The 22,717-nt window shown below is 72.5% G+C and carries 19 protein-coding genes and 1 pseudogene; 6 read left to right on the forward strand and 14 right to left on the reverse strand.

Annotated features, from left to right (window positions below; translation table 11 throughout):
* Positions 1-305 precede the first annotated feature (305 nt).
* The gene (locus ACWD0J_RS37375; protein ID WP_451500327.1) at positions 306-1,544 is read left to right on the forward strand and encodes a serine hydrolase domain-containing protein; all 1,239 of its coding nucleotides are present in this window, start codon (positions 306-308) and stop codon (positions 1,542-1,544) included.
* 172 nt (positions 1,545-1,716) lie between these two features.
* On the opposite strand, the gene ACWD0J_RS37380 is transcribed toward ACWD0J_RS37375, so the two are convergent.
* From ACWD0J_RS37380 to ribA, 5 genes are all read right to left on the reverse strand, one after another.
* Complete coding sequence (locus ACWD0J_RS37380; protein ID WP_451500328.1) at positions 1,717-2,871, reverse strand: saccharopine dehydrogenase family protein; 1,155 nt, start codon at positions 2,869-2,871, stop codon at positions 1,717-1,719.
* Complete coding sequence (locus tag ACWD0J_RS37385; RefSeq protein WP_451500329.1) at positions 2,864-3,943, reverse strand: saccharopine dehydrogenase; 1,080 nt, start codon at positions 3,941-3,943, stop codon at positions 2,864-2,866. The genes ACWD0J_RS37380 and ACWD0J_RS37385 overlap by 8 nt, the downstream gene beginning before the upstream one ends.
* On the reverse strand, positions 3,940-5,085 hold the full coding sequence (locus ACWD0J_RS37390) for an NAD(P)/FAD-dependent oxidoreductase (protein ID WP_451500330.1): 1,146 nt from the start codon (positions 5,083-5,085) through the stop codon (positions 3,940-3,942). The genes ACWD0J_RS37385 and ACWD0J_RS37390 overlap by 4 nt, the downstream gene beginning before the upstream one ends.
* Complete coding sequence (locus ACWD0J_RS37395) at positions 5,082-6,062, reverse strand: ornithine cyclodeaminase family protein (RefSeq protein WP_451500331.1); 981 nt, start codon at positions 6,060-6,062, stop codon at positions 5,082-5,084. The genes ACWD0J_RS37390 and ACWD0J_RS37395 overlap by 4 nt, the downstream gene beginning before the upstream one ends.
* Positions 6,063-6,567: 505 nt before the next feature.
* Positions 6,568-7,227 (reverse strand): GTP cyclohydrolase II, encoded by a 660-nt coding sequence (gene ribA, locus ACWD0J_RS37400; protein ID WP_451500332.1) that lies wholly within the window; start codon positions 7,225-7,227, stop codon positions 6,568-6,570.
* A gap of 38 nt (positions 7,228-7,265) precedes the next feature.
* Here ribA and ACWD0J_RS37405 point away from each other — a divergent pair, with 38 nt between their 5' ends.
* Positions 7,266-8,084 (forward strand): creatininase family protein, encoded by an 819-nt coding sequence (locus ACWD0J_RS37405; protein ID WP_451500333.1) that lies wholly within the window; start codon positions 7,266-7,268, stop codon positions 8,082-8,084.
* Positions 8,085-8,257: 173 nt separating this feature from the next.
* On the opposite strand, the pseudogene ACWD0J_RS37410 reads toward ACWD0J_RS37405, so the two are convergent.
* From ACWD0J_RS37410 to ACWD0J_RS37430, 5 genes and pseudogenes are all read right to left on the reverse strand, one after another.
* A pseudogene (locus tag ACWD0J_RS37410) lies at positions 8,258-9,742 on the reverse strand (lysylphosphatidylglycerol synthase transmembrane domain-containing protein); the annotation flags it as partial.
* Entirely contained in the window at positions 9,739-10,671 is a 933-nt protein-coding gene (locus ACWD0J_RS37415) for a class I SAM-dependent methyltransferase (RefSeq protein ID WP_451500334.1), read from the reverse strand. The pseudogene ACWD0J_RS37410 and the gene ACWD0J_RS37415, both read right to left, overlap by 4 nt.
* A 260-nt stretch (positions 10,672-10,931) precedes the next feature.
* Positions 10,932-12,116 carry a glycosyltransferase family 4 protein gene (locus ACWD0J_RS37420; protein ID WP_451500335.1) on the reverse strand — a complete coding sequence of 395 codons (1,185 nt, stop codon included), beginning with the start codon at positions 12,114-12,116 and terminating at the stop codon, positions 10,932-10,934.
* A complete protein-coding gene (locus tag ACWD0J_RS37425) occupies positions 12,113-12,511 on the reverse strand; it encodes a 6-pyruvoyl trahydropterin synthase family protein (protein ID WP_286065725.1) in 399 nt (132 codons plus the stop codon). Before ACWD0J_RS37425 ends, ACWD0J_RS37420 begins: the two co-directional genes overlap by 4 nt.
* Positions 12,512-12,627: 116 nt before the next feature.
* Complete coding sequence (locus ACWD0J_RS37430; protein WP_451500336.1) at positions 12,628-13,611, reverse strand: zinc-dependent alcohol dehydrogenase; 984 nt, start codon at positions 13,609-13,611, stop codon at positions 12,628-12,630.
* Between the two features lie 108 nt (positions 13,612-13,719).
* On the opposite strand from ACWD0J_RS37430, the gene ACWD0J_RS37435 reads away from it, so the two are divergent.
* The 3 genes from ACWD0J_RS37435 to ACWD0J_RS37445 all read left to right on the forward strand — a co-directional run bounded on the left by ACWD0J_RS37435 (position 13,720) and on the right by ACWD0J_RS37445 (position 16,096).
* Entirely contained in the window at positions 13,720-14,499 is a 780-nt protein-coding gene (locus ACWD0J_RS37435; RefSeq protein ID WP_451500343.1) for a CDP-alcohol phosphatidyltransferase family protein, read from the forward strand.
* 185 nt (positions 14,500-14,684) lie between these two features.
* Positions 14,685-15,641, forward strand: a complete 957-nt coding sequence (locus tag ACWD0J_RS37440; RefSeq protein WP_451500337.1) for an ATP-binding protein — start codon at positions 14,685-14,687, stop codon at positions 15,639-15,641.
* A 62-nt stretch (positions 15,642-15,703) separates the two neighbouring features.
* Entirely contained in the window at positions 15,704-16,096 is a 393-nt protein-coding gene (locus tag ACWD0J_RS37445; RefSeq protein ID WP_451500338.1) for an SCO5389 family protein, read from the forward strand.
* Between the two features lie 13 nt (positions 16,097-16,109).
* On the opposite strand, the gene ACWD0J_RS37450 is transcribed toward ACWD0J_RS37445, so the two are convergent.
* From ACWD0J_RS37450 to ACWD0J_RS37465, 4 genes are read right to left on the reverse strand one after another with little or no spacing between them, the layout of a single operon-like run.
* Positions 16,110-17,468, reverse strand: a complete 1,359-nt coding sequence (locus ACWD0J_RS37450; RefSeq protein ID WP_451500339.1) for a GH1 family beta-glucosidase — start codon at positions 17,466-17,468, stop codon at positions 16,110-16,112.
* 32 nt (positions 17,469-17,500) lie between these two features.
* On the reverse strand, positions 17,501-18,340 hold the full coding sequence (locus ACWD0J_RS37455; protein ID WP_451500344.1) for a carbohydrate ABC transporter permease: 840 nt from the start codon (positions 18,338-18,340) through the stop codon (positions 17,501-17,503).
* A 7-nt stretch (positions 18,341-18,347) separates the two neighbouring features.
* Positions 18,348-19,343, reverse strand: coding sequence for a carbohydrate ABC transporter permease (locus ACWD0J_RS37460; protein ID WP_451500340.1), 996 nt, complete (start codon positions 19,341-19,343; stop codon positions 18,348-18,350).
* Positions 19,344-19,348: 5 nt separating this feature from the next.
* Positions 19,349-20,665: an ABC transporter substrate-binding protein gene (locus ACWD0J_RS37465; RefSeq protein WP_451500341.1), complete on the reverse strand. Its 1,317-nt coding sequence runs from the start codon at positions 20,663-20,665 to the stop codon at positions 19,349-19,351.
* 205 nt (positions 20,666-20,870) lie between these two features.
* Between ACWD0J_RS37465 and ACWD0J_RS37470 the strand changes: the two genes are divergently transcribed.
* The coding region (locus ACWD0J_RS37470) for a hypothetical protein (protein WP_451500342.1) at positions 20,871-22,717 on the forward strand (1,847 nt) is incomplete at its 3' end.

Genomic DNA, 22,717 nt, shown 5'->3' on the forward strand with positions numbered 1-22,717 from the left:
CAGCTCGCGGCCGTCGAGCTTCGGCGACACCAGGTAGGGCTGGCGGAAGGCGCCGGTGATGGCGGTGGCCGTCACGGCCGGGGCCCGGCGGGGGGCGGGAACTGCCGCTGCCCGTCCTCGCCGTGCCGGCCGCCGGCGCCGGCGGCCGGGACGCGCCCGGCCATGCGCCGTCGGCCGCTGTGACGCGGGCGACGATCATGGGGAGGTGGGATCCCGTACGTCCGTTCCTGCGCGACGATGATGTCTGAGGTCGTTGCGGCGGGGTATGCCGGATCGCACCTCGACGAACGCGACGGAGGAGAACGATGGCACAGCTGCGGCAAGAGGTGGACCCAGGCGAGGCCGGGCTGGACGCGAAGGCGCTGGACCGCCTCGACCAGCACATCGCCCACTACGTGGACGAGGGGCGCCTGCCCGGCTATCTCGTTGCCGTCGCCCGCGGCGGACGCGTCGCCCACCTCACGGTCCACGGCCGCCGGGACCTCGCGTCCGGGCTGCCCGTGGAGGCCGACACCCTCTGGCGGATCTACTCCATGACCAAGCCGGTCACCGCGGTCGCCGCGCTGCTGCTGGTCGAGGAGGGCCGGCTCTCCCTGGACGACCCGGTCGAGCGCCATCTGCCGGCGTTCGCCGAGCCGCGGGTGTACGTCACCGGCTCCGGCCCCGACGTGGTGACCCGCCCGGCCGCCGGGCCGATACGCGTGCGGCACCTGATGACCCACACCGCGGGCCTGACCTTCGCCTTCTACCACACGCACCCCGTCGACGCCCTCTACCGGGCGGCCCACCTGGACTCGTCGGTGGTGCCGGGCTCGACCCTGGCGGAGACGGTCGACGTGTACGCGGGCCTGCCGCTCCAGTTCGAGCCGGGCACCCAGTGGAACTACTCCGTCGCCTCCAACGTGCTGGGCCGGATCATCGAGGTGGTGTCCGGGCAGCCGCTCGACACGTTCTTCGCCGAGCGGATCTTCGGCCCGCTCGGCATGACCGACGCCGGGTTCCGCGTCACCGACGAACAGGCGCCCCGGCTCGCCGAGTTGTACGGCGACGCCGACGGCGGCGGCATCGAGCGGATCCCCGGGCTCCCGCTGCGCGGCCGGCCCCGCTTCCTGTCGGGCAGTGGCGGCATGGTGGCCTCCGCGCACGACGTGCACCGCTTCATGGAGCTGCTGCGCCGCCGCGGCGAACTCGACGGCGTCCGCCTTCTCGCTCCCCAGACGGTGGACCTGATGACGTCCAACCACCTTCCCGGCGGCGCCGACCTGCGCGCCTTCGGCAGCAAACCCGCGCACGACGAACCCGGGAACGACGGTGTCGGATTCGGCCTCGGCGTCTCCGTGGTGACCGACCCGAGCCGTACCCTCGCCCCCGCCGGCCTCGGAACGTACGGCTGGAGCGGTGTGGCGACGACGACGTTCTGGGTCGACCCGGGCCGCGATCTGACCGTGCAGTTCATGACGCAGCTGCGGCCCAAGAGCTCCCTGTCGCTCTTCCCGGACCTGAAGCGGCTCGTGCACGACGCGGTCATCGACCAGGTCCACTGACCCGCGGGGTTGTTGACGCGGGTGATGCGTGGCCGGCCTCGGCCGGCCTCGGGGCCGCCGGGCTGCTTTGCCCGCGCGCCGACCGGGCGGGCCGCGTCCCCCTGCCGGGCGTCGTGCCCGGGTCCGCCGCGGTGGTCTGCGCGCACCCGGGCCGGTCCGGGTCCGCGCCGGCCTACTGGTCGATCCGCAGGGTGAAGTGGAGTCCTTGGCGGGCGAGTTCGCCGAGCCACCACTCGGACCGCTCGGGCGTCCCGGCGGCGCGGTTCAGTCCCGCGGGCAGGGTGCCGTCCAGGATGTGTCCGACGCCGAGCGCGAGGGTGCGGGAGACGCAGCGGGCCATCGCGCTCTCCTCCGCGTCGCCCACCAGGTCCAGCAGGCAGGCGCCGGACCAGGTCTGTCCGGCTCCGCCGCGCACGTCCAGCGACACGGCGAGCACGACCCGGTCACGGTCGGCGTCGGTGGTGGGGTACGCCGCCGCCAGTTCCCGCGCCAGGGCGGCGATCCGGGCGTCGTCACCGGTCCGCAGCTGGGTGAAGACACCCTCCCATGCGTTCAGCCAGCCCTCCAGACGCAGGGTGCCGCGGACGAAGGTGTGTGGTGTCCAGGCGGCCGGCAGGCCGTACTGCTCGACGAAGGGCACGCTGTCGCGGTTGGGGTAGACCTCGAAGGCCTCGCCGCCGACGACGTGCCGCCGGGTCGCCTCCCAGGGCCGCTCGGCGAGGGTCTCGGCGCCGTCCTCGACGTAACGGGCGGGCGAGCGCAGGGCGTTGAGGACCCCGGCCGGGGCCCAGCTGAAGCGGTACCGGAAGTCGTTCGGCTCGGCGGGGACACCGCCGCAGTAGGAGGTGAGACGGTACGAGGCCGCCGTGTCGTCACCGATCGCCTGCCGGGCCCGCCCGACCAGGCTGAGCGCGAAGAGGTGGTCGATGCCGGGATCCAGACCGGCCTCGGCGAGGACCACGACACCGGCCCGCGCGGCCTGCGGCACCTGTTCCAGCACGGCGTCGGACACATAGCTGGAGCAGGCGAAGTGTGCCCGCCCGCGTACGCACAGGGCGAGCAGTCCGGCGTGTTCGGAAGCCGGCAGCATCGACACGACCACGTCACCGGGCGCCAGTTGGGCCGTGAAACGGTCCAGCGTCCAGGCACGCGGTTCGGCCCGGCCGGTGAGGCGGAGCCGGTTCAGGGCCTCGGCGGCGCGTTCCTCGGTGCGGTGCCACAGCAGCACCCGCCCGGCCGCCTCGCACAGCGCGGCCGGACCACTGCCGGTGGACAGCCCCGCCCCGATCCAGTGCACGGTGCCGCTCGCCGGAACGGCCTCAGACATCACCGGACTCCTTTGCCACGGAGCCCGGTTCCCCTACGAGGCCCAGTTCACGGCAGGCCCGGCGGAACCGGTCCAGACAGCGCCCCCACGGGCCGCCCACTCCGAAGTCGAGCAGCTGGGGCAGCAGGGCGGCCGAGAAGTCGGTGCTGGACTCCTTCGGCAGCAGCGACGGCAGGTTGTCGATGGCGATCAGGTCCAGTGGCGGCTCCCCGCCCAGCCGGCGTGCGGGCGCGTCCCAGTCGGTGGTGCGGTCGTAGACCGGCAGGACGTTCAGGGGTGAGCCGACGTCGCAGGTGACGTCACACAGGGTGCGCAGGCGGCGGCCGGTGGCGTCGAGGTCCTCGGCGCGCAGGAACGGCGGGAGGGGGGTGGTGGCGAGGACCGCGTTGACCATCACGTCGTGGGCGAGCAGGGCGGCGCGGTCCAGGTCGCGGGTCTCGGCGAGGTCCCAGCAGGTGGGCTGCACGCCGGCCGTGTGGAAGGCGGTCCGCGCGCCGCGTCCGCTGCGGCCGAGCGCGCCGATCACCAGGGCGGTGAACTCCTCGTCCCCGGCGGCCGGGCGCAGCGTCTCGTCCAGCGCGTCCTTGCCGGTGGGCGTCAGGGGTGCGACGAGCCGGCCCCGGTGCTGGAGCACCGCGAGGGCGGCGCCGAGGTAGCCGGCCCAGAATCCGAAGGCGGCGAGCCGGCGGCCGTCGTCGTCCACGAGGTGTTCGAGGTCGAGCAGCGCCCCTCCCCCGGCGGCGAACCGGCCGAGCAGGCCGGCGGCCCCCGGCTGCCCCTTGTAGGCGTGCCCGAAGAAGATGTGCCGGTGCCGCAACCCGGGCGGGCCGTCGGGCAGTTCCTTCAGGCCGAGGACGACGACGCCGTCCGGCGCCGACGTCCACGAGCCGGCCGGTGCGATCCGGCAGCCGGCCGCCTCGTACGCCTCGACGGGGAAGATCCGCTGCGGGGACTCCTCGACGGTGAGCGTGACTCCCCGCTCGACGAGCCGGCGGGCGTCGGACGGCACGACCGGCGTGCGCCGCTCGGTGGTGCGGACCTCGTGGCGCAGCCACAGATGGAGATCGGTCATACCAGATTGGCCTCCGGGCGCGGGGCGTCGGCGGCGAACCGGCCGGCGCCGAGCGGGCTGACGTCCACGAAGGGTACGCGGCCCAGGTACAGGTCGCGGACGACTTCGCCGACGGCCGGTCCCTGGAGGAAGCCGTGACCGGAGAAACCGGTCGCATACAGAAAACGGGATACCGAAGTCGCCTCACCGATCAGTGCGTTGTGGTCCGGGGTGATCTCGTACAGGCCGGCCCAGCCGCCCGTGCGGCGCAGGTCGAGGAGGGCGGGTGCCCGGTGTTCCATGGCGGCGCACAGGCCGGGGATCCAGCGGTCGTGGGTGCCGGTGGCGAAACCGGGCCGCTCGTCGGGGTCGGACATCCCGACGAGGAGGCCGGGTCCCTCGGCGTGGAAGTAGAGGCTGGTGGCGAAGTCGATGGTCATGGGCAGATCCGGCGGCAGCCCCTCGACCGGCTCGGTGACCGCGATCTGGCGGCGCAGCGGCCGCACCGGCAGGTCCACGCCGGCCATCGCGCCGACCGACCGGGACCAGGCGCCGGCCGCGCAGACCACCGTGCCGGTGGCGATCGGGCCGCGGGTCGTCCGCACGGCCGTGATGGCGCCGCCGCGCAGGTCGATGCCGGTGACCTCGGTGTGCCGCCAGATGCGCGCCCCGTGCCGGCGGGCGGTGGCCGCGTAGCCGTGGACGACGGCTTCGGGTGTGCAGTGCCCGTCGTCGGGCGAGAACGCCGCGGCGAGCAGTCCGTCAGTGCTGATCAACGGGGAGAGTTCCCCGGCCTCGACGGGGTCGATCATGCGGCTGGGCACCCCGAGGGAGTTCTGCAGTCGCACACCCGCCTCGAAGGAGGCGACCTCCTGGGGCGTGGACAGCAGGAACAGGTAGCCGACGCGGCGCAGCCCGATGTCGTACCCGGTGTCCTGCCCGAAGCGGGCGAACGCCTCCAGGCTGCGCGCCCCGAGCCGGATGTTCAGCTCGTCGGAGAACTGCGCCCGCACCCCGCCCGCCGCCTTCGACGTGGACCCGGAGCCCAGTTCGTCCCGTTCCACCAGGACCACGTCCGGTACGCCCGCACGAGCCAGGTGGCAGGCGATGCTCGTGCCCATCACCCCGCCGCCGACGACCACCACGTCCGCCCGCGTGGTCATCGGGGTTGCGCCTTCGCCGCCTCGACCACGGCCCAGGCGGCTGCGGCGTCCTGGATGCCGAGGCCGACGCTGGTGTAGTGGACGATGTCCTCGGGTCCGGTGCGGGCCGTGCGCCGCCCGGTGACCACCGCGCCCAGCGGCACCAGGTCCTGGGTCGTCAGCAGCCCCTCCCGCAGGGCGTCCACGAGCGGCCCGGAGTGTTCGGCGGCGGTCGCCGGGTCGTCGACGACGACGGCTCCGCGGTGCCTGGCCCGCCGCAGGACCTCCGCGTCCACCTCGCGGCGGGCCGGCTCGAACGATCCCACGCTGACGACCGTACAGCCGGGTGCCAGCCACCGCCCGCGCACCACGGGCGTGGTGCTGAGCGTGCAGGCCGCGACCAGCGACGCTCCCCGCACGGCCGCCTCGGCGGTGCCGACCGGCTCGACGGGCAGGTCCAGTTCGGCGGCGAGCGTCTCGGCGGCGCGGGCGCGATGGAGCGGGGTCGGGCTCCACAGCCGTACGGTCTTCACCTCCCGCACCCGGGCGATGGCCCGCAGGTGGGCGCGGGCCTGGGTGCCCGAGCCGAGGACGGCCAGGTCGGCGGCGTCGGGCCCGGCCAGCGCGTCCACCGCGACGGCGCTCGCCGCGGCCGTGCGCAGGGTCGTCACCGTCGTGCCGTCCATGACCGCGGCCAGGCGGCCGGTCACCGGGTCGAGCACGGTGACCACGGCGTGCACGGCCGGCAGCCCGACCGCCGCGTTGCCCGGGTTGACGCTGCCGAACTTCGCGACGGCCCCTGAGTCCGCGGACAGCCGGGAGACGTAGGAGAAGACCACGCTGTCGTCGAAGCGGCTGGGATGCATGATCTTGCCGGGCAGGTCGGCGGTGCCGTCGCCCAGCGCGGTGAAGGCGGCCCGCTGGGACCGGATCGCCGTGTCGAGGTCCAGCAGCTCGGCGACCCGCTCGGCCGGCAGGAAGGGGATGTCGTCGCTCACCGCGTGTTCCCTCCGTCGCGCGGGCCGACGCCGTCCCGCGGGCTCCGCTCCCCCCATGCTTTCCCCGGCGACGCCGGCCCGCACGCCCGTCCGGAGCCGGCCCCATGGTCGCGCCCGGCCGGCCGCCCCCGGCGGTGGCGGTGGGCACCACCTGCCGGGCGGCGAACGGCCCGACGGCCTGGGCGCCGGTGCCGAGGTCGGCTGCCGGCTGCCGGCTGCCAGCTGTCGGCTGTCGGCGATCAGCTGTCGGCGATCAGCGGTCGGCTGTCGGCTGTCGGCTGTCGGCTGTCGGCTGTCGGCTGTCGGCTGTCGGCTGTAGACGATCAGCTGTCAGCTGTCAGCGGTCGGCGCGATGTCCTCCGCGGCCCGTCCGTTCTGCGGCCGTCTCGTGCCGGTGGGTGGCCGCTCGGGGGTCCGGCCGGCCGCCGCTGCCCGGGCCTGGTGAGCCGGTCGGCGCGGCGGCCGACGCCAGGTGACGCCGTGACGGCCGCCGCGGGCCCGGTGGTCAGGAGGAGCTGACGACCGCGTCCAGGTGGGGCAGGTGGTGGTCCAGCCGCTCCCGCTTCGTCCGCAGATAGGTGATGTTGTTCTCGCACGGCGGTATCAGCAGCGGTACCGTCTCGGCGACCTCGATGCCGTGCCGCTGCAACGCCTCGCGCTTGCGCGGGTTGTTGGACATCAGGCGTACCGAGTTCACGCCCAGGTCGTGCAGGATCTCGGCGGCGACGCCGTAGTCACGCGCGTCCACCGGCAGACCGAGCGCCAGGTTGGCCTCCACGGTGTCCAGGCCCTCCGCCTGCAGTGCCATCGCCCGCAGCTTGGCGAGCAGGCCGATGCCCCGGCCCTCGTGCCCTCTCAGGTAGACGACGATGCCGCGCCCTTCGGCGACGACGGCACGCAGTGCGGCGGCCAGTTGGTCGCCGCACTCGCAGTGCTGGGAGCCGAAGGCGTCACCGGTCAGGCACTCGGAATGCAGCCGCGTCAGGACGTCGTCCGTGCCGATGTCCCCGTGTACCAGCGCCACTTGTTCGTCGCCGCGGTCGTGATCGAGGTAGCCGACCGCCTGGAAATCCCCGTACACGGTGGGCAGCGGGGCATTCACGACCCGTTCCACACCCGTGCGCTGCGGTGACTTCTTGCCGAGTACACCAATTTTTTCTGTCATGATCTGGTTCCTAAGCAGAGACGAAAGGCCGTGAAAAGATGAGTGGTTCCGGAATACGGTCGGCGGCGTACGGTCTGGTGCCGGCGGACACTACGGAAGACGTACGGACGCGAGGGGCGGGCGTCTCAACCCAGGTGGCCGTCCTTCCTGTCGGAAGCTTCGAGCAGCACGGCCCGTACCTGCCGCTGGCGACCGACACGCTCGTCGCCTGCGCCATAGCCCGGGAGATCGCCGACGCGTACCCGGTGCACCTCCTTCCGCCGGTGACCATCGCCTGCTCGCACGAGCACGCGGCCTGGCCGGGAACCGTCAGCATCTCCTCCGTGACCCTTCACGCGGTGGTACGGGACATCGCGGCGTCGCTGCGCCGCTCGGGCGTCGAGGCCCTGGTGCTGGTCAACGGCCACGGCGGGAACTACGTCCTGGGCAACGTGGTCCAGGAGTCCTCCGCACGAGGCGAGCGGATGGCGCTGTTCCCGGCCCCGGAGGACTGGGAGGCGGCGCGGATACGGGCCGGGGTGGCGACCTCGCTGCTCACCGACATGCACGCGGGGGAAATCGAGACCTCCATCCTGCTGCACGCCCATCCCGAAATGGTCCGACCCGGTTACGAGTCCGCCGATTTCGTCGCGGACGACCGCCGTCATCTGCTCACCGTCGGAATGTCCGCCTATACCGATTCGGGCGTCATAGGCCGTCCTTCCCTGGGATCCGCGGAAAAGGGGAAGGAACTGCTGGCGGGCTTCGCCGATTCCTTCGCGACGTATTTCTCGATGCTCACTTCCGCCGACGCCGACACCGACACCGACGCCGACATGGGGGCCGACGCGGGGGCCGCGGGTGCCGAGCACGGGTAGCGGTCGTCCGGCGCGTGCTGGGGCCGCGGGTCTGCCCGGTCCGCCCCGGCGGTCCCGGCGCCGTCGTCCGCACCGCGCAGGCCGGTGTACCAGCGGGCGGCCAGGACGAGGGCGCCCGGCAGCGCGGCCACGAAGCTGAGCACCCCGTACACCACCGCGACGGCCAGTCCGCTGCTCGCGCCGAGGCCGGCCGCGCCGAACGCCCAGGCGGTCACTCCCTCACGGGGACCGAACCCGCCGACGTTCAGCGGGAGTCCCATGGCGAGCAGGGCGAGGACGGCCAGCGGCAGCAGTACGGCGACGGACGCGGCGGATCCCGCGATGCGGGCGGCGACGACGAACATGGCGAGGTGGCCGGCGAGGACCACGGCCGAGGACAGGGCGACGCCGGGCCCGTTGCGGCGGGACAGCAGTCCCTCGCGGGCCTCGGCGAGACCGGCGCGCAGGACGCGTCTCCGGCGGGACGGGACCCGGTTCATCCGCAGGGCCAGCACGACCGCGAAGGTGCCGAGCGCGGCGAGAGCGAGCAACGGGGCGAGGTGCCGGGCGTCGGCCAGCACCGGTGACGGCATGGTCAGCAGCACGGCCGCGCCGACGACGGCCAACGCGGCCTGCCCTGCGGCCCGTTCCAGGACGACCGCGCGGACACCGCGGCCGGGGTCACCGGAGCTGTGCCCGTGCCGGACCGCCCGGTGGACGTCGCCGAGGACACCGCCGGGGAGGGCGGCGTTCAGGAACAGGGCGCGGTAGTAGTCCGCCACGGCCGGCGCGAGCGGCAGCCGGATCCCCAGGCCGCGGGCCACCAGCGCCCACCGCCAGGCGCTGAACACAGTGGTGAGCAGCCCGATCCCGACGGCCACCAGCAGCGTCGGTCCGTCGATCCGCCGCAGTCCGTCCAGGAAGACGCCGGTGCCCAGACGCCACAGGAGAACGGCGAGAATGGCGACGCCCGCGACGGTACCGAAGTGGGTGCGGACGGCGCGGGAGTTGAGCCGGGCCACCGCACCGCGCAGGACGGTACGCCACCGGGGCGCGTCGGGGGTGGCGTACGACGGGTGGGCGTCCCGGTCGGGGCGCGAGCGGGGCGTGGCCACGATCACGCCGATCCTGGCCTCAGAGACGGCCGCGCCGATGCGGGCGTCGGAGGCAGCCGAGCCCGTGCGGGCCTCGGAGCCGGCCGAATCGGTGCGGGTCTCGGAGACGGTCGGATCGGTGCGGGTCGATGGCGGATCGCCGGCGGAGGCGAGTATCTCCTTGCGGGCTTCGAGCGCCTCGGTCCGGGCCGCGAGCACCCTGGTCCGGGCCTCGAACGCCTCGGCCGGGAGCGCGAGCGACGCGGTGGGAAGCGCGAAGACCTCCACCACGTCCGCGTACCGCCGGGACGGCTGGATTCGCCGCGCCGACAACTCGCCCGGCCGTTCGGCCGACTCGCCCCGCTGTCCGGCGTCGGCATGCCGCCCGGCCGAGTCGGCCCGACGCTCCACCGGTTCGGCGTGCCGCTCGACCCGCCGCTCCGGCAACTCGGCGTGCCGTTCGCACGGTTCGGCGGGGTTCTTCTGGCGTGGTGGGACGTTTCCCTCGCACGGCGTGGCGTGGTGCGCGCGCGGTTCGGCCGTACCAGGCCGGGTCGGCCAGGACCTCACCGTCTCCACGCTCATGACGCTCCGCCGGTCGGCCGGGACAGGGCCAGCAGGTCGGTGTGGTGGACCACCACCCGCAACTCCCCCGCCTCGCAGGCCGCGAGACGCTCCCGCAGATAGCGCTCCGCGCGCGGGCCCAGCTCGGGCCGCTGTTCCACGGCGGCGCCGACCCAGCCGCGCAGCCACTGCGCCGTCAGCGCGGACTCGGCCGGGCCGAGCCGCCAGGGGCTCGGGTGCAGCCGTACCGTGGCGCCGCGCGCGGAGAACGCCTCGCACGCCACGGTGACCGCGTCCGGGCCGAGCATGCCGTCGTGACGCTGGTGGTCGTTGAACGCGTCGGTGATCTCCGCGTCCAGCGGGTCGGACGGGGTGAGGTCGACGCGGCCGGCCACCGAGAGGGTGAGCAGCGCCGGGCAGCCGGCGCCGGCGCACGCGTCGGCGAGGGTGTCGATGTCCTCGCGGGTGAGGACGTCGAGCAGCGCGGAGGCGGTCACCAGGGACGTGCCGGCGAGGACGTCCGGGGTGAGCCGTGCGAGGTCACCGCGCCGCGTCTCGACGGTGACCCGGCTGCCGTCGGCGGCGGAACGCGGGGAGGCGACGGCGGCGAAGTGCAGCAGGTAGGGGTCGCGGTCGTGCAGGATCCAGTGCTGGGCGCCGTCCAGGCGGGGGGCCAGCCAGCGGCCCATCGAGCCGGTGCCGCAGCCCAGGTCGTGGATGACCAGCCCGGCCCTGCCCGGCAGGTTGGCGAGCCGGATCCGCAGCGGATCGAGCAGGTCGTGCGCCCGCGCGGCGGCGTCGGCGCCCTCCCGCAGCTCCAGCCACTCGGGGGCGTACCGCGGCGGGTCGTCGGATTCGGCGTCCCGCAGCCGCACGGTGGGCCGCTCGCCGGGGCGCAGGGTGGGCCCGGCACCGGCGATGACGGCATCCGCATCCACATCCACATCCACGACCGGCCCGGAGTCGGCACCAGCACCAGCACCAGCACCAGAGATCCCCGATCCTGTGGGCCCGGCGGCCTCGGCGCCCGTAACGGCAGCCGTTTCGCCGGAACCGGAACCGGAATCGGCACTGTCACCGGCACCGGCACCGGCACCGTCGGCCGCGGATCCCCCCACCTCGGCCACCCCCGTGGAACCGGCGCCGACGGCCTCCCGGAGACCGGGCCGCGTCGGAGTCTTTCCCGCCTGCTGGGTCATCGCCGTCTCCGTCATGCCGCCCTCCTGGGTTCGTTCGGCAGCCGGCCCAGTACTGCGGCCAGGCTGCGGGCCGTGGTCGCCCAGCCGTCCAGGGCGGCCCGTCGGCCCCTTGCGGCGGCCTTGAGCCGGCGTCGTACGTCCGCCTCGCCGAACCAGCCGCGCAGTTCCGCGGCGAGGGCGGCGGGATCCTCCGGCGGGACGAGGATGCCGGGCACGCCGCCGTCGGGTGCGCGGCCGACCGCCTCGGCGAGGCCGCCGACGTCGGTCGCCAGCACCGGGATGCCGCGGGCGAGCGCCTCCGTCACCGCCATGCCGTACGTCTCGGCATAGGAGGCGAGGACCATGAGGTCGGCGGACGCGTAGCTAGCGTCGAGTTCGGCGCCGGCCTGCGGGCCCGCGAGGTGCAGCCGGTCCTGGAGGCCGTACTTCCGGATCAGGACGCGCAGTTGGGCGACGTACTCGGGGTCGTGCCCGAGTCCGCCGACGAAGGCGCAGCTCCACGGCAGGTCGGTCACCGCGGCGAGGGCCTCCACCAGCCGGTGCTGCCCCTTGCGGGGGGTCACCGCGGCCACGCACAGCAGCCGGGAGACACCGTCGGTGCCGGAGGCGAGGGGGGCGATGTCGGCGCCGGGGGCGGCGACATGGACCCGGTCGGGGGCGAGACCGTGGTGGGAGACGAGGCGGCGGACCGCCCAGTCGCTGGTGGCGATGACGGCCGGGACGGCCCGCAGCACCGCGCGCTCCCTGGCGTCCAGTTCCGCCGCCACCGCCGGGTCCAGTCCGGTCTCGTCGCCGAGCGGGAGGTGGACGAGGACGGCGAGGCAGAGACGTTCCGCCTCGGGAACGACGATCTCGGGAACCCCGCAGGCGACCAGACCGTCCAGCAGGACGACCGCGCCGTCCGGCAGCTCCCGCAGCACGCGGGCCAGTTCCGTCCGGGCGAAGGCGTCCGGACGGGGCCAGCCGCCGTCCACGGCGTGCTGGTGGACCTGCCAGCCGAAGCCGGGCAGGTCCAGGCTGATGCGCCGGTCATAGGCGTTGCCGCCGCTGGGCGCGGCCGGATCGTCGACGCCGCCCGGCAGGACGAAGTGCACGGAGCGCAGGGACATCGGGATGATCTCCGCGTGGTGGAGGGTGGAGTGCTGGACGGGCACGTAGTCGAGCCGGGTCGTCCGCTCCGTGGTCGTGTCGGTCACAGGGCACGCTCGTAGCTCGCCCAGGCGACGTGCGACTCGTGCAGTGTGACGGTGAGGCCCGCGAGGCCCTTGGCGCCTTCGCCGAGCGCACCCTTGTGGACGCGGTCGGCGAGCCGGTCGGCGATGACCTTCGCCAGGAACTCCGTGGAGGTGTTGATTCCGGCGAAGTCGGGCTCGTTGTCGAGGTTGCGGTAGTTCAGTTCGCTGACCACGGCTCCGAGTTCCTGAGTGGCGAGTCCGATGTCGACGACGATGTTGTCGTCGTCCAGCTGTTCGCGCCGGAACGTGGCGTCCACCAGGAACGTCGCTCCGTGCAGGCGCTGCGCGGGTCCGAAAACCTCGCCGCGGAAGCTGTGGGCGATCATGATGTGATCGCGGACGGTGATGCTGAACAACGGACGACCCTCCAGGTGCGGCGCGTCTGGTCCCCCCGCTGATCCCTGCCGGGGGATGCCGACTAGTACGGTTCATCGCTGCCCGTTGTTCAGTCGGCTCTCACTCTTTTCTCAGGTCAGGCGCTTTTGTCGTAGCGGACCCGGTGGCACAGCGCCGGGATCTCGCCGGAGGCGAGTCGCGGCAGCACGTCCGGCAGTTGCTCGAACGGGCTCTCCCCGGTGACCAGGGCGTCCAGGGCCGGGTCGGCGAGCAGGTCCAGGGCGAGGGCGAGCCGGTCGGCGTAGGTGCGGCTGGAGCGGCGGGCCGGGGAGACCGCGCCGACCTGGCTGCTGCGGACGACCAGGCGCCGGGAGTGGAAGGCCTCGCCGAGCGGGAGGCTCACCCGCCGGTCGCCGTACCAGCTCAGTTCGAGGACGGTGCCTTCGGCGCGCAGCAGCTCCAGGGCGCGGGCGAGTCCCTGTTCGGTGGCGCTGGCGTGGACCACGAGGTCGCAGCCGCCGAGGGCGTCCTCGGGGGAGGCGAAGTCCACCCCGAGGGCCCGCGCGGTCGCGGCGCGGGCCGGATCGGCGTCGACCAGCTGGACGCGTACCCCGGGAAAGCGGGCGAGCAGCGCGGCCACCGAACTGCCGACCATCCCGCCGCCGACCACCGCGATCCGGTCGCCGACGAGGGGTGCCGCGTCCCACAGGGCGTTCACGGCGGTCTCCACGGTGCCGGCGAGGACGGCCCGTCCGGCGGGCACGTTCGCCGGTACGGCCGTCACCGCGCTCACCGGGACGACGTACCGCGTCTGGTGCGGGTAGAGGCAGAAGACGGTCCGTCCGACGAGGTCCCGCGGCCCCTCCTCCACCAGGCCCACGTTCAGGTAGCCGTACTTCACCGGCCCGGGGAAGTCGCCCTCCTGGAACGGCGCCCGCATGGCCGCGTACTGACTCTCCGGCACCCCGCCGCGGAACACGAGGGTCTCCGTGCCCCGGCTCACCCCGGAGTACAGGGAGCGGACGACGACCTCGTCCTCGGCGGGGTCCGGCAGGGCCATGTCGCGTATCGCGCCGTGACCCGGAGAGCTGAGCCAGAACGCACGTGCGGTGCGCTTCATCGGCATCCTCCTGAACGATCGGGAAGCTGTTCACGTACCGAGGTGTGCACAGGTCGCGCACAGTACGCGGCCTTGATCGACTCTGTCACCTGGCCGGAGGAATGTGCGGTGGCCCTGAACAACACGTACGACGCGAGGCCGGTCCAGCAGGAGACCGCGGTGGGAGCCGGGGTGCAGATCCTGCTGCTGGCCCTGCTCAGCACGGCGCACGGCATGGGACCGGCGGGCTGGCTCACCGGACTCGCCTTCGCCGTCGCCACCTGGGCGGTGCTCTCCCGTGCCCTGCGCCGCACCCGGCCGCGCTCCTTCGGCCCGGCGAACCGGGTGACCCTCGGCCGGGCGACACTGGTCGGCGCGGTGACGGCCCTGGTCGCGGACTCCTTCGAGAGTTCCCCGCCGGTGACGCTGTTCGTCGGTCTGACGGCGGTGGCGCTGATCCTCGACGGGGTGGACGGCAAGGTCGCCCGCCGCACCGGCACCTCGACCCCGCTGGGCGCCCGCTTCGACATGGAGGTCGACGCGTTCCTCATTCTGGTGCTCAGTGTGTACATGGCCATGTCGCTGGGCCCGTGGGTCCTGCTGATCGGTGCCATGCGCTACGTCTTCGTCGCCGCGGCCCGCGCCCTGCCCTGGCTCAACGCCCCGCTCCCGCCGAGCACGGCCCGCAAGACGGTGGCCGCGCTCCAGGGGGTCCTGCTCCTGCTGGCGGCGTCGCACCTGCTGCCGTACGCGGCCACGTTCGGGGTCGTCGCCGTGGCCCTGGCCCTGCTGGTCTGGTCGTTCGGCCGGGACATCCTGTGGCTGTGGCAGACGTACCGGTCCCGGGAGGCCATGGTGACGGGAATGCTGGAGCTCGTGCCGGAGCGGCAGCCGGCGGTGGCTTCCTGAGCCGATGCCAGTTCTGGGTGAGCGATCGCCGCGGCCGGAACGGCCGCGGGCGCCGGCCACGGCACCACCGCCCACAGTCCGCAGTCCGCGGCAAGGCCGGGGCTGGACACGCGATTTGACACCCGTCGCCGGCCACCCCTAGAACGTACCGACATGACATCCATTTTCAAAAAGATGGGGCGCTAGTGCGGATCGCGTTCGTCGGCAAGGGCGGCAGCGGCAAGACCACCCTGTCGGCACTCTTCTCCCGGCATCTGGCACGCTCCGGCGCGCCGGTCCTCGCCATCGACGGCGACATCAACCAGCACCTGGCCGAGGCGCTCGGCCACGACGACGGCCCTCTGGACGCCCCTCCCCTGGGCGCGCACCTGGACGACATCAAGGACTTCCTGCGCGGCACCAACCCGCGCATCGCCTCCCGCGAGGCGATGATCAAGACCACGCCGCCCGGCCGCGGCTCACGTCTGCTGCGTCTCCTCGGCGACGACGCGCTGCACACGCGGCACGTCCGGCGCGCGGGCGAGGTGCCGCTGATGGTGACGGGCGAGTTCGACGAGAGCGATCTGGGGGTGGCCTGCTACCACTCCAAGCTCGGCGGCGTGGAGCTCTACCTCAACCACCTGGTGGACGGACCCGGCGAGTACGTCGTCGTCGACATGACGGCGGGCGCGGACGCGTTCGCCTCGGGCCTGTTCACCCGCTTCGACCTCACCTTCCTGGTCGCGGAACCGACCCGCAAGGGCGTCTCCGTGTACCGCCAGTACCGGGACCACGCCCAGGAGTTCGGCATCCCGATCGCCGTGGTCGGCAACAAGGTGACCGGCGAGGACGACCTGCTCTTCCTCAAGGAACAGGTGGGCGACCACCTCCTCACCCACCTGGTCCACTCCCCCTGGGTCCGCTCGGCCGAACAGGGCCGCGCCGAGGGCGGGCTGGACACCCTGGAGCCGCACAACCGGCACGCCCTGAACGTCCTGCGCGCGGCCGTCGACTGCCGCCCCCGCGACTGGGCGGCCCTGCACCGCCACGCCGTGGACTTCCACCTGCGCAACGCGCGCTCCTGGGCGGACCGGGCGACCGGCCTCGACCTGGCCACCCAGGTGGACCCGGAGTTCGTACCCGGTCCCGCGGCCCTCGCCTGACCCGAGCGGTGCGGATGTCCGCCGACCCGACGCCCACAACGACCGAACAGGAACCCCAGCACATGTCTCTCGACGTCTCCCCCGAGCTCCTCGCCGAGGCCGAGCACGGTGACATCCGCGAGGAGGACTTCGTGGACACCGTCCGCGCCTCGCTGCCGTACGCCTACGACCTGATCGCCTCCCTCGCCGCCGAACTGCGCGGCGGTACGGCCGAGTTCGCCGACAACCAGACCCCGCCCCCGTCCGAACGCGAGCGCGGTCAGCTGTTGCGCGCGCTGGCCAGTGACGCGATCCGGGGCAGTCTGGAGCGCCACTTCCAGATCGCCCTCGCGTTCCAGAACTGCCACCGCGTGGCCGCCTTCCGCCCGCAGGCGCGGGACGGCGAGACGTACGGGCGGTTCACCTCGGCGCGGTCGCAGGTGCTGAACCAGTCGCCGGAGTTCCGGGACTGCTGACGCCTGCCGGCCGTCAGGCCGCCCGCCGCCCCCGCTCCCGGTGCGCGCGCACGATCTCCGCGTACCGGTGCCCGGTCCCCTTGATCGTGCGGGCCTGGGTCCGGAAGTCCACGTGGACCAGGCCGAACCGCTTGTCGTAGCCGTACGCCCACTCGAAGTTGTCCAGCAGCGACCAGGCGAAGTAGCCGGCCAGCGGGGCCCCCTTGCGGGCGGCGGAGGCGCAGGCCGCCAGGTGCCCAGCCAGGTAGTCCTGGCGTTCCGGGTCGTCCACCGTGCCGTCGGGGCGGACGGTGTCCGCGAAGGCGGAGCCGTTCTCGGTGACATACAGCCGGCGGGGCCCGTACTCCCGCGTCAGCCGCAGCAGCAGTTCCTCGATGCCGCTCGCGTCGATCTCCCAGTCCATGCCGGTGCGGGGGACGCCGGCGCGGCGGACCGTGCGGGCGTGGGGTGCCGGTCCGGCGGGGTCGTCGGTGACGGTCTGCGGGAAGTAGTAGTTCAGGCCGAGCCAGTCGAGCGGCGCGGCGATCACCGACAAGTCGCCCGCCTTCTCCGGGAGTTCGACGCCGTACACCTCCCGCATGTCCTCGGGGAAGCCGCGGCCGTGGACCGGGTCCAGCCACCAGCGGTTGGTGTGGCCGTCCATGCGGCGGGCGGCCCGCAGGTCCGACGGGCTGTCGGTGGCGGGGTGGATCGTGGAGAGGTTGTTGACGATGCCGACCTCGGCGTCCGGGGCGGCGGCGCGGATCGCCTGTACGGCGAGGCCATGGCCCAGCAGCAGGTGGTAGGAGGCGCGGACCGCCGCGGTCAGGTCCGTCAGGCCGGGGGCCATCGTGCCCTCCAGGTGGCCGATCCAGGCCGAGCACAGGGGCTCGTTGAGCGTGGCCCAGTGGGTGACCCGGTCGCCGAGGCGCTCGGCGACGGCGGAGGCGTACGCGGCGAAGTGCTCGGCCGTCGCACGTTCGGGCCAGCCGCCCCGGTCCTGGAGCGCCTGGGGCAGGTCCCAGTGGTAGAGGGTGACGGAGGGGGTGATGCCCGCCTCCAGCAGGCCGTCGGTCAACTCGTCGTAGAAGGCGAGGCCCTTCGGGTTCACCGGGCCGTCCCCGCCGGGCATCACCCGCGGCCAGGCGACGGACAACCGGTAGGCGTTGGTGCCGAGCCGGCGCATCAGGGCGATGTCTTCCCGCCAGCGGTGGTAGTGGTCGCAGGCGACGTCGCCGTGGTCGCCGCCCGCGATCTTCCCGGGGGTGTGCGCGAAGGTGTCCCAGATCGAGGGCGCGCGGCCGTCGGCCGCCACCGCTCCCTCGATCTGGTACGCCGACGTGGCCGTGCCCCACAGGAAGTCGTGCGGGAGCGCTGCGAGGTCGATGGTCACGGAAGTCCCTTCGGAGGAGGAGGAGTTGCCGGTCACTTGACGGCTCCGGCCGTCAGCCCGGCCACCAGGTAGCGCTGCAGGAGCAGGAAGCCCGCGACCACGGGCACGCTGACGACCAGCGACGCGGCCATGATCTGGTTCCAGTACACGTCGTTGAGGGTGGAGTAGCCCTGGAGGCCGACGGCGAGGGTGCGGGTGGTGTCGTTGGTCATCACCGACGCGAACAGCACCTCGCCCCAGGCGGTCATGAAGGCGTAGACGGCGACCGCGACGATGCCGGGGATCGCGGCCGGCACCACGACCCGGAACAGCGCGCCGAGCGGGCCGCAGCCGTCCACCAGCGCCGCCTCGTCCAGGTCGCGCGGCACCGAGTCGAAGTACCCGATCAGCATCCAGATCGAGAACGGCAGGGAGAAGGTCAGGTACGTGAGGATCAGGCCGCCGCGGGAGCCGAACAGGGCGATGCCGGTGGCGTTGCCGATGTTGACGTAGAGGAGGAACAGGGGGAGGAGGAAGAGGATGCCGGGGAACATCTGCGTGGACAGGACGGTGACCGTGAAGACGCGTTTGCCGCGGAAGGCGTACCGGCTGACCGCGTACGCGGAGAACACCGCGATGACCACCGAGCAGACCGTCGCCGCGCCCGCCACGACCAGGGAGTTCACGAAGTAGCGGGCGAGCGGGACGGTCGACCAGATGTCGATGTACGGGCGGATCGTCAGGCCGCTGGGCAGCCAGCGGAACTCGCCCGTGACGTCCGCGAGCGGCTTGAGCGAGCTGGACACCATGACGTACACCGGCACCAGCACGAAGCCGGTGAGCAGGGTGAGGAAGACCCGCCGGGACCACAGGAACGAACGCGGCGGCGCCATGGGGGAGTTACGCATGGGTGGTGGCCTTCCGTCCGCGTGAGGTGAGCACCAGGTACACGCCGGTGACGACCAGCAGGAAGAGCAGCAGCAGGACCGACATCGCGGAGCCCGTGCCGAAGTTCCAGGTGACGAACGACGCCTGGTAGATGTGCACGGAGATGAGGTCCGCGGCCTCGGGCGCGGACCTGCCGAACAGGACGTACGGCGTGTTGAAGTCGTTGAACGTCCACAGGAACAGGACGAGGACCAGCACCTGGTTGACCGGACGCAGGGAGGGCAGGGTGATGCGGCGGATCTGCTGCCACACTCCGGCGCCGTCGAGGGCGGCCGCCTCGTACAGCTCACGGGGGATGTTCTGCAGGCCGGCCATGACGATGAGGAAGGCGAACGGCCAGCCCTTCCACACCGACACGGTCAGCAGGGCGTAAAAGCTGTTGTCGCCGATGAGCCAGAAGGACGGCTTGCCGGTGAGGTGCAGCTGGTCGTGCAGGACGTGGTTCACCAGGCCGTTGTCGTGCTGGAACATGAACACCCAGGTGATGACGGCCGCGTAGACCGGCAGGGCGTACGGGACCAGGAACAGGGCCCGCAAAAGGCCCCGGCCGCGGAAGGTGTCCTGCATGCAGACCGCGGCCGCGGTGCCGATCAGCCAGCACAGGCCGACCGACAGCAGGGTGAAGGCGACGGTGACGAGGAACGAGTGGAGCAGGGCCTCCCCGACAGGGGCGTCGAAGTCCACCGACACCGCGTAGTTGTCGAGGCCGGCCCAGGGGGCCGCGCCCCAGTCGCGGATGTAGAACTGCGTGAGCTCCTTGAAGCTCATCACGATGCCGATCACCATCGGCACGAGGTGGACGAGGAGTTCGAGGAGCAGGGCCGGCAGAAGCAGCAGGTACGGGAAGGAGACCCGGCGGATGCGCTCGCCACGGCGGCGGCGCGGGCCGCGCGCCGCCGCCGCGCCGGCGTCCCCCTTCTCCACCGGGAGTTCGACGGTGCTGGTCATCACGCTCACTTCGCCGGCATCTGCTGCTGGGCCTTCTCCAGCGCCGCCTTCACCGATCCGGTGGTGACCGGGCGTCCGGCGGCGGCATCGGCGAACAGCTCCTTGACGGCCGTCCCGACGGCCGTCTCGAACTGTGACTCGTCGGCGACCTGCGGCAGCGCGGCGGCGCTGCGGGCGAGGGTGTCCTTCAGGACCGCGTTCGCCGGGGTGCCGAAGGCGGGATCGGCCTGCGCGGTCTTCACCGGCGGGATGGAGCTGTAGGCGGTGTTGAGGATCTTCTGCTCGGCGTCGCTGGTCATGAACTTCACGAACTTCGTGGCACCGGCGAGGTTGTCGGTGTTCTTGAAGACGGCCAGGTTGATGCCCGCCACCATCGAGTTGACGCCGGTGCCGGCGCCGGGCGTACCGGACCCCACGGGCACAGGGGCGATGCCGTACGCGCTCTCGCTCATGCCCTGGGAGGTGAGGTTGGCGGACGCGGACTGCCACAGCAGCATCGCGGTCCTGCCCTGGGCGAAGTCGCTGACGGACTGGTTCTGCGCGTACTCGGCGTTGCCGGGCGCGATGACCTTGTCCTTGGCCATCAGGTCGACGTACTGCTTGACCCCGGCGACCGCGCCGTCGCCGGTGAAGTCGGGTTTTCCGTCGGCGGTGAAGAAGTCCGCGCCGTGCTGCTTGGCGAAGACGAAGACGTGGTGGACGTTCTCCGAGACGTTCGCGCCCTCGGCGCCCAGGCCCCACCTGCCGTCCTTGGACAGCTTCTTGCCCGCGGCGACCAACTCGTCCCAGGTGGCGGGCGGTCGGGTGATGCCCGCGTCGGCGAACATCTTCTTGTTGTAGTAGAGCGCGTACGCCATGGAGTACAGCGGTACGGCGGCCGGGTCCTGGCCGCGTGCGCCCGTCGAGCCGAGCGCGGAGGCGACGAAGCGGTCCCTGCCGCCGATCGCGGCGAAGTTCTTCTCGTCCCACGGCAGCAGCGCGCCCGTGGCCTGCAGCGAGGCGCTCCAGGTGTTGCCTATGTTGAGGACGTCGGGGCCCTGGCCGGAGGTGGCGGCGGTGAGGATCCGGTTCAGCAGGTCCGACCAGGGCACGACCTCCAGCTTCACCTCGATGCCCGTCTGCTTCTCGAACCTGTCGAGTTCGGGCTGGAGGACCTTCTTGTCGACCTCGATGCTCGCACCCTGGTTCGAGGCCCAGTAAGTGAGCGTCTTCGGCGAGTCGTCGGACCCGCCGCCCGTCGACGAACCGCCTCCGCAGGCCGACGCGGCCAGGGCGAGAGACAGGGTGACGGCGCCTATGGCCGCGGCTCGGACACTGCGCATGGCTGCCCCTTCAGGGAATGCACTCATGACTTAATTTAGGACGTGAGTTAAACCTCGGCGCTGGGGCACGTCAAGGGTTTTGACACCACTCGTCGAACTCTGTCGCGCCTCTTGACGCGTGCGTTCGGATGGCTGAAACATTCCCCGGCGAGAGAGCGCTCCCAGACCCCACCACGTTCACTTCCTGAACAAGGAGAGCCGCCCCATGTCCTCTGCCTCCGCACAACCCCCCGCACTCGGCCGCCGGACCGTCCTCGGCGCCGCCGCCTCGGCCGCTGCGCTGAGCGGCCTGTCCACCCACGCCTCCGCCGCCCCGTCGCGCAGGCGCCCGCGTGCCCTGCCGGGCGGCGGCGACCTCGGCCCGAACGTCCTCGTCTTCGAACCCGGCACCCCGGGCATCCAGACCCGGTTGGACGAGGTCTTCGCCCGCCAGGAGTCGGCGCAGTTCGGCACCGGCCGCTACGCGCTGCTGTTCAAGCCCGGCACGTACCACGGCCTCAACGCCCAACTCGGCTTCTACACCTCCATCGCCGGGCTCGGCCTCTCCCCCGACGACACGACCATCAACGGGGACGTGACGGTCGACGCCGGCTGGTTCAACGGCAACGCCACGCAGAACTTCTGGCGTTCGGCGGAGAACCTCGCCCTCGTGCCCGTCAACGGCACCAACCGCTGGGCGGTGTCCCAGGCCGCCCCGTTCCGCCGTATGCACGTCCGCGGCAACCTCAACCTCGCCCCGGACGGCTACGGTTGGGCCAGTGGCGGCTACATCGCCGACAGCCGCATCGACGGCCAGGTCGGACCGTACTCCCAGCAGCAGTGGTACACGCGGGACAGCGTGATCGGCAGCTGGCTCAACGGCGTGTGGAACATGGTCTTCTCAGGCGTCGAGGGCGCTCCCGCGCAGAGCTTCCCGAACCCGCCGTACACCACGCTCGACACCACACCCGTCTCCCGGGAGAAGCCCTTCCTGTACCTCAGCGGCAGCGAGTACCGCGTGTTCCTGCCGGAGAAGCGGACCAACGCGCGCGGGGTGACCTGGGGCAACGGCACGCCGAGAGGGACGTCGTTGCCGCTGTCGCAGTTCTACGTCGCCCGGCCGGGGGTGTCGGCGGCCACCCTCAACCAGGCGCTCGCCCAAGGGCTGCACCTGCTGCTGACGCCGGGGATCTACCACGTGGACCAGCCGATCCGGGTGAACCGCGCCAACACGGTCGTGCTGGGCCTGGGGTACGCGACGATCATCCCGGACGGCGGCGTCACGGCCCTGAAGGTCGCCGACGTGGACGGCGTACGGCTGGCGGGCTTCCTGATCGACGCCGGGGCGGTGAACTCCGCGACGCTGCTGGAGGTCGGTCCGCAAGGCGCCTCGCGGGACCACTCCGCCAACCCGGTCACCGTGCAGGACGTGTTCATCCGCATCGGCGGCGCGGGCCCCGGAAAGGCCACCACCAGCATGGTCGTCAACAGTCGGCACACCATCGTCGACCACACCTGGATCTGGCGCGCCGACCACGGCGACGGCGTCGGCTGGGAGACCAACCGGGCCGACTACGGCGTGGTCGTCAACGGCTCCGACGTCCTCGCCACCGGCCTGTTCGTCGAACACTTCAACAAGTACGACGTGCAGTGGAACGGCGAACGGGGCCGCACGATCTTCTTCCAGAACGAGAAGGCGTACGACGCCCCGAACCAGGCCGCCATCCAGAACGGCCCGCTCAAGGGGTACGCCGCCTACAAGGTCGGCGACCACGTGAACACGCACGAGGGCTGGGGCCTGGGCAGCTACTGCTACTACAACGTCGACCCGACGATCGTGCAGCACCACGGCTTCGCCGCCCCGAACCGGCCCGGTGTGCGCTTCCACCACCTGCTGGTCGTCTCGCTCGGCGGCAACGGCCAGTACGAGCACGTCATCAACGAGACGGGCGCGCCGACGTCCGGGACGTCGACGGTGCCTCCTCGTCGAGGTGCCGCTCCATCCACACGAGGACCTCGCCGACGGTGTCGCACTGCGACCGGGGCAGCGGCCGCTCGATGTACTGGGCCTGG

It is taken from the genome of Streptomyces sp. NPDC003011, assembly GCF_053591515.1.